Genomic DNA, 6,674 nt, shown 5'->3' on the forward strand with positions numbered 1-6,674 from the left:
CAGATCGGCCGCTTTCACAAGCCGATCAGTTGGGCGACCCGTTCACGATGGTGGGCGGGGCCGCCGAGCAGCAGCTGCGAGGACTTGGCCCGCTTGAAGTACAGGTGCGCATCGTGCTCCCAGGTGAAGCCGATGCCGCCGTGGATCTGGATGTTCTCCCCGGCCGCGTGGAAGAACGCCTCGGAGGTGTAGGCCTGGGCCAGCGCGGCCACCACGGGCAGCTCCGCGGGGTTCTCATCGGCCGCGGTCGCCGCGTACAGCACCGCCGAGCGGGCCGACTCGATCTCCATCAGCAGGTCGGCGCACTTGTGCTTGATGGCCTGGAAACTGCCGATCGGACGGCCGAACTGGTGGCGGACCTTGGCGTACTCCACGCTCATCTCCAGCACCCGCTGGGCGCCGCCGAGCTGCTCGGCCGCCAGCGCCAGCGCCGCCACATCCAGCAGCCGGGCCAACACCCGCTCCCCGTCGCCCTCCCGGCCGATCAGCCGGGCGGGCGTGCCGGCCAGCTCCAGCCGGGCCAGCTTGCGGGTCTGGTCCATGGTGGGCAGCAGGGTGCGCGTCAGAGCCGGGGCGTCGCCGTCCACCGCCAGCAGCGACAGGCCGCCGGGCGCCTGCGCCAGCACCAGCAGCAGATCGGCGGTGTGCCCGTCGATCACGAACGACTTGACGCCCTCCAGCCGGTGGCCGCCGGCTGCGGACGCCGCCGTGGCCGCGATGGCCTCGGCCGCCCAGCGCCCGTCCTCCTCGGCGACCGCCACCGTGGCGATGCGGCCGGCGGCGATCTGCGGCAGCAGCTCCCGCTTGGCCTCCTCATCGTCGCAGGCCAGCAGCGCCTGGGCGGCCAGCGCGACCGACAGCAGCGGCGCGCACGCCAGCGCCCGGCCGGCCTCCTCCATGACGATCACCAGCTCGCGCATGCCGAACCCGGCGCCGCCGTACTCCTCGGGGATCGCCAGCCCCGGCACCCCCAGCTGCTCGGCCAGCTGCCGCCACACCGCCGGGTCGTACCCCTCGGCGGTGGCCATCAGATGGCGCACCCGCTCGCTGGGGGACTTGTCGGCGAAGAAACGGCGCAGTGTGGCGCGCAGTTCCTCCTGCTCCTCGGTGACGGCCAGCCGCATGCCCAACCCCTCTTCAGCCGGACGGTTGCCGACCGCTCACGTTAGGCCGCCCAGTCGTGCGGTCCCAGGACGTATCCCGCCGAATGGGACCGCAGATGGTCGATGGCGACCAGGTGCTCCAGCGCCCGCCGCACCTCCTCCTCGCCTCGCCCGGTCTCCTCGGCGATCTCACCGATCTCCGCCTCGCCCAGCGCCCGGCCGGCCTTGTCGGCGCCGGCCACCGCGTCGTAGACGTACAGCTCCAGGTCGCTCAGCTCTTGCACGTCGGTTCGTCTGTCACCCATGGACGGGCTTGTGCCCGCAGCACGTCCGCTCAGACGCGATGCGCCTGTTTCGCTTCCCCGGGATCTTTCGGCGGCGCGGCCGGGACGGAGGCGGCGGGCAGGAGGACCGTCACGACCAGGCCGCCGTGCGCGGCGGCGATCGCCCGGACGATCGACAGCCCGAGCCCGGCCCCCCGCTCCGAGCCCACCCGGCCGCCGCGCAGCCGCCGGAACGGCTCGAAGATGGCCTCGATCTCATACGGCGGCACCACCGGTCCGGTGTTGACGACCGTCAGCTCCACGCCCTCCGGCCGCCGACGGCGACGTGGTGCCGCACGGCGTTCTCCACCAGGTTCTGCACCGGCCGTTCCAGCAGCACCGGATCGCCCTCGGTGGGCGCAGGGCCCAGTACGGCACGCGGCCCTCTTCAGGCCGCGCCCGCCGCGGGCGGCTCAGCGGATGCGGTGGCCGACGCCGGGCACGGTCTCGATGACGGCGGGCTCGCCCAGCTCGCGGCGCAGCTTCATCAGCGTCACCCGCACCGTGTGGGTGAACGGGCCGATGCGCTCGTCCCACACCTTCTCCAGCAGTTCCTCGGCCGGCACCACCGCGCCGCCGGCCCGCAGCAGCTCGGCCGGCACCCCGAACTCCTTGCGGGTCAGCGACAGCGGGCGGCCGTCCCGGAAGACCTCCCGGCGGGCCGGGTCCAGCGTGATGCCCGCCCGGCGCAGCGGCGGCGGTCAGCATCAGCACCCGCACGTGCGCCCCGGCCGCCACCACCGCCCGGCACACGTCGTCGCCGTGCACCACCGGCAGGTCGCGGTCCAGCACCAGCACGTCGTAGTCGTTGACGCCCAGCCGCTGCAGCGCGGCGTCTCCGCCTCCAGCCGCGCCGACCTGACGGCCGCGCTGGAACGGCTGGGCGCCGATCTGCTCACCGTCGCCGCCGGCGACGACGTGTTCGGGGAGGAGCCGCCCCTGCCGGCCGAGTCCATCCCCATGATCGGACGGCGGCCGGCTCAGCCGTACCGCTTGAGCTCGTAGAAGAAGTCCGGCACGGTCTGCAGTTCGCCCTTGGCCTTGACCTGGTCGTAGACGTAGCGCGCCACCGCCAGGTCCAGCACCCCCAGCCCGAACGGGGAGAAGATCACCGGCTTGTCGGCCGGCGGGGTGATCCGGTCGGTCAGCACGTCATACAGCGTCCCGGCCACGAAGTCGCGGTTGCCGACCCGCTGCTCGGCCAGGTGCGGGGAGGTGTTGGCCTTCATGCAGTGCTCGACGTCGTCGACCACGTTGTAGGACGACAGGATGATCTCCGGCGACAGGTCCCGCAGCGAAATGTGCAGCACCAGCGGGTTGTGCTCGAACCAGGACGGGTCCAGCACGTGCGGCTCGCCGGCCACGGTGGCGAAGACGACCAGGTCGCAGGAGCGGATCAGGTCCTCGGGCTTGTCGTAGATGGTGATCGGGCCGCGCTCGGTGCGCTCCAGGTAGCCCTTGAAGCCCTCGGCGTGCTCGGCGACCAGGTCGTGCACCCCGATCGCCTCGAACTCCAGGCCGCCGGCCACCAGATAGGTGTGCAGGTAGCGGGCGATGAGCCCGACGCCGAAGAACCCGGCCCGGCGGGGGCGCACCCCGCGCCGCCTGCTCAGCTCCACCGCGGCCAGCGCGGCCGAGGCGGCGGTGCGGGCGGCGCTGATGATGGAGCTTTCCAGGCAGGCGAACGGGTAGCCGGTCTGGGTGTCGTTGAGGATCAGCACCGCCGAGGCGCGCGGGATGCCGGCGGCGACGTTCTCGGGGAAGCTGGCGATCCACTTGATGCCGTGCACGTCCACCTCGCCGCCCACCGAGGCCGGCAGCGCGATGATCCGCGAGGAGGGGCGGTCCGGGAAGCGCAGGAAGTAGGAGTCGGGGTTGACGGTGCGTCCCTGGCCGTGCAGCCGGTAGGCGGCCTCGACGATGCGGATGATCTGCTCTTCGCGGCCGCTGACGGCCTGGTGCACCTGGGCACCGGAGATCACGGCGAAGCTGGGGACTTGGCTCATCTGGGACGGCTCCGTAGACCGGTCGAAGGACGGGGATGACGAATCAGTCGCCGAGGATATCGGCGCCGCGTGCGGCGCATCGGCCGGGGAGCTCATCGGCGATCTCGCCGAAGTGCTCGCGCAGCCAGCTTTCCGCATAGATCGAGTCCAGGTAGCGTTCCCCCAGGTCGGGGGCTATGGCCACGGCGACGGGGTCCTCACCGGGGTACTTTTCGGCCAGCCACCGGGCGGCCCCGCTGACCACGGTGCCGGTGGAGCCGCCGAACAGGAACCCCTTGGCGGCCAGGCGGTGCACGGTGCGGATGGTGTCGGCCTCGGGCACGTGCACCACGTCGTCGATGTAGGACTCGTCCACCAGCTCCGGGCGGGTGGACGTGCCCAGCCCCGGCACCAGGCGGGGGGCGGGGGCGCCGCCGAAGGTGACCGAGCCGACCGCGTCGATCGCCACGATGGTGACCGGGCGGCGCAGTTCCCGGAAGTAGCGGGCGCAGCCCATCAGCGTGCCGGTGGTGCCGGCCCCCACGAACAGCACTTCCAGGTTGGGGAACTGCCGGTCGATGGCGGGGGCGGTGCCGCGGTAGTGCGCCATCCAGTTGTTGTGGTTGGCGTACTGGTTCAGCCACACATAACGGTCGTCGGAGGCGCACAGCTGTTGCACATAGCGGATCCGGCTGGCCAGGTAACCGCCGTTGGCGTCCTTTTCGGAGATCACCCGCACCTCGGCGCCCAGGGCCCGCATCACCTGGATCGAGGCGGGGTTGCAGCGGGGGTCGGTGACGCACAGGAACCGGTAGCCCTTGCTGGCGGCGATGACGCTCAGCGCGATGCCCAGGTTGCCGGAGGATGACTCCACGATCACCGAGCGTGAGGTCAGCAGTCCGTCGCGCTCGGCCGCCGCGACCATCTCCCCGGCCGCCTTGAGTTTCACCGAGCCGGCGAAATTGAAGCCCTCGCACTTCAGAAACAGTGGGTAGCCGAGCACCGGTCGCAAATCGACGTAAAGGTCCTCGACATTGAAGTCCTGAGGCGAGTTGATGATGGGCACGCTGGGCACCTCGTACGAGATTCAAAACCCGGATCCGGGAAATTTGTCAACGTTATTCTATTGTTGGGTCCGGAGGTTTCGAAGACGTCTTTCAAAAGACGTTTGCAAGGAGTATTGTTTTTAGTTGGGTCGCTGCCCCCGACTTTCCTCGTCCCCGAACTCGCCGTGTTGCTGATCAAGCGCGGCGGAGCCTCACCGTACCTGTGGGCATGTCCCCTTGCAAGCCCCGATCAGGCTCGATTGCGTCAACAATGCTGATTTGGCGGCCAGGTGGTCATAAGCTACGACGAGTGCCGCCTGCCGGATCTGTTCCGGGGTGACTGTGCAGCAGTTTGTGTTTACGGAGAGTGATCATGGAGCGTCCTGGACCGGCCGCCGACCGGCTGCTGCCGCTCAGCGGGCTGGAGGAGCTGCCGATGCGCCCGGGCCAGCCCGAGCGCGCCCGTGAGCTGGCGGTGCGGCACGCGATGACACGCACGCGCGAGCTGGACATCGCCGACCCGGTGATCACCCGGGTGGAGCGGTGGGCCGCCGAGCGCGACCGCCCGGCGGTGGCCGACGAACGGCGCCGTCTGACCTACGGGGAGCTGGCCGAGGAGGCCCGCCGGCTGGCCGCGCTGCTGGAAGAGGCCGGTGTGCGGCCCGGCGAGGTGGTCGGCGTGGGCGGACGGCGCTCGGCCACCGTGGTGGCGGCGTTCCTGGCGATCGAGCTGCTGGGGGCCCTGTACGTGCCCGCCGACGCCACCTGGCCGGCCGCCCGCGTCCGCGACGTGCTCTCCCAGGCCGGGGCGGTGGCGCTGCTGGACGTCGACGAGGGCGAGCGCTCCCCGGCCCTGCTGGAGGGCGCCGCGCAGGCCGGCTGCCCGGTGCTGCGCGCGCTGGAGGCGTCCGACTTCGAGCCGTGGACCGGCAAGCCCCGGCTGCACTCGCTGGACCAGCCCCGCTACGTGCTGTTCACCTCCGGCTCCACCGGACGCCCCAAGGGCGCGGTGGTCGAGCACCGCGGCATGCTCAACCACCTGTGGGCCAAGGTCATCGACCTGGAGATGACCGACGCCGACGTGCTCGCCCAGACCGCCCCGCTGGGCTTTGACATCTCGGTCTGGCAGATGCTGTGCCCGCTGCTGCTGGGCGGCCGGGTCGAGGTGATCGGCGACGAGGTCGGCCACGACCCGGTGGCGCTGGCCCGCACCGTGGACGAGCGCGGCATCACCATCGTCGAGCTGGTGCCCACCATGGTCCGCCACCTGCTGGACGACCTGGCCGGCGCCCCCGCCGGCACCCTGGGCGGGCTGCGCTGGATGATCGCCACCGGCGAGGAGCTGCCCACCGAGCTGGCCCGCCGCTGGCTGGAGACCATGCCGCAGGCCCGGCTGCTGAACGCCTACGGGCCCACCGAGTGCTCCGACGACGTCACCCACCACACCGTCACCCACGCCGACCTGGAGCTGCGGCGCCTGCCGATCGGCACCCCCATCGTCAACGCCGACCTGTACGTGCTGCGCCAAGAGGACGACGGCACCTGGGCGGCCTGCGAGATGGGCGAGGTCGGCGAGCTGTTCGTCGGCGGGCTGTGCGTGGGCCGCGGCTACCTGGGCGACCCCGACCGCACCCGCGCCGCCTTCTTCCGCGACCCCATCGCCGACACCCCCAGCGGACGGCTGTACAAGACCGGCGATGCGGTCCGGCTGCTGCCCACCGGCACCCTGCAGTACCTGGGCCGGGTGGACCGCCAGGTCAAGATCGCCGGTGTGCGGATGGAGCTGGGCGAGATCGAGGCGGTGCTGCAACGCCACCCGGCGGTGGCCGCGGCCGCGGTGGTGGTGCACGAGTTCACCCCCAGCAGGTGACCGGCCATCACCATCGGTAGCCGATCGGGCCGGGCTCGGCCGTCTTCGCGGCCGCCCCCGACCGTCGGCCCGCACGCCGGTGAATGTTCGGTGAACGGAAGCGGGCCAAGCCTCCCGCGGCTCGGATTTTTGTCACGGGCGTGAGTGTTTCGGGAGGTCAGGTTCGCATGGTGAGGGGATTGCAACGCTAGTGACACACTGGTTGACTAAGGCCCCGCTACTCCTGAGTAGAGACGGGGGCCTCTGCGGTGGGGGAAGCCGGCTGGACAAGGGACGGGAAGGTCGGCTTGTGGGGACCGTGATGCCGTATGGCATAGCGAAAAGAAAACGGGGCCGGCCAGCCCATC

General features: G+C 71.2%; 5 protein-coding genes and 2 pseudogenes. 1 reads left to right on the top strand and 6 read right to left on the bottom strand.

The annotated features are described in order from the left end of the window. Positions 1 to 14: 14 nt before the first annotated feature. From TCUR_RS09280 to sbnA, 6 genes and pseudogenes are all read right to left on the bottom strand, one after another. Positions 15 to 1,124: an acyl-CoA dehydrogenase family protein gene (locus TCUR_RS09280; protein ID WP_012852235.1), complete on the bottom strand. Its 1,110-nt coding sequence runs from the start codon at positions 1,122 to 1,124 to the stop codon at positions 15 to 17. Positions 1,125 to 1,165: 41 nt separating this feature from the next. Continuing rightward, on the bottom strand, positions 1,166 to 1,408 hold the full coding sequence (locus tag TCUR_RS09285) for a hypothetical protein (protein ID WP_012852236.1): 243 nt from the start codon (positions 1,406 to 1,408) through the stop codon (positions 1,166 to 1,168). 29 nt (positions 1,409 to 1,437) lie between these two features. After that, positions 1,438 to 1,805 (bottom strand): annotated as a pseudogene (locus tag TCUR_RS09290) (ATP-binding protein); the annotation flags it as partial. Positions 1,806 to 1,839: 34 nt separating this feature from the next. Continuing rightward, positions 1,840 to 2,317 (bottom strand): annotated as a pseudogene (locus TCUR_RS25550) (response regulator transcription factor). A gap of 89 nt (positions 2,318 to 2,406) precedes the next feature. Then, the gene (gene sbnB / locus TCUR_RS09300) at positions 2,407 to 3,432 is read right to left on the bottom strand and encodes a 2,3-diaminopropionate biosynthesis protein SbnB (RefSeq protein WP_012852237.1); all 1,026 of its coding nucleotides are present in this window, start codon (positions 3,430 to 3,432) and stop codon (positions 2,407 to 2,409) included. Positions 3,433 to 3,475: 43 nt separating this feature from the next. Next, on the bottom strand, positions 3,476 to 4,477 hold the full coding sequence (gene sbnA, locus TCUR_RS09305) for a 2,3-diaminopropionate biosynthesis protein SbnA (protein ID WP_012852238.1): 1,002 nt from the start codon (positions 4,475 to 4,477) through the stop codon (positions 3,476 to 3,478). 353 nt (positions 4,478 to 4,830) lie between these two features. On the opposite strand from sbnA, the gene TCUR_RS09310 reads away from it, so the two are divergent. Next, positions 4,831 to 6,327, top strand: coding sequence for an amino acid adenylation domain-containing protein (locus tag TCUR_RS09310; RefSeq protein WP_012852239.1), 1,497 nt, complete (start codon positions 4,831 to 4,833; stop codon positions 6,325 to 6,327). Positions 6,328 to 6,674: the final 347 nt, after the last annotated feature.

Source organism: Thermomonospora curvata DSM 43183 (genome assembly GCF_000024385.1).
Classification (GTDB): domain Bacteria; phylum Actinomycetota; class Actinomycetes; order Streptosporangiales; family Streptosporangiaceae; genus Thermomonospora; species Thermomonospora curvata.

Bases quoted from the DNA above. Each gene is read 5' to 3' on its own strand.
- TCUR_RS09280 (WP_012852235.1), bottom strand. From the start codon at position 1,124: ATGCGGCTGGCCGTCACCGAGGAGCAGGAGGAACTGCGCGCCACACTG.
- TCUR_RS09285 (WP_012852236.1), bottom strand. From the start codon at position 1,408: ATGGGTGACAGACGAACCGACGTGCAAGAGCTGAGCGACCTGGAGCTG.
- sbnB (WP_012852237.1), bottom strand. From the start codon at position 3,432: ATGAGCCAAGTCCCCAGCTTCGCCGTGATCTCCGGTGCCCAGGTGCAC.
- TCUR_RS09310 (WP_012852239.1), top strand. From the start codon at position 4,831: ATGGAGCGTCCTGGACCGGCCGCCGACCGGCTGCTGCCGCTCAGCGGG.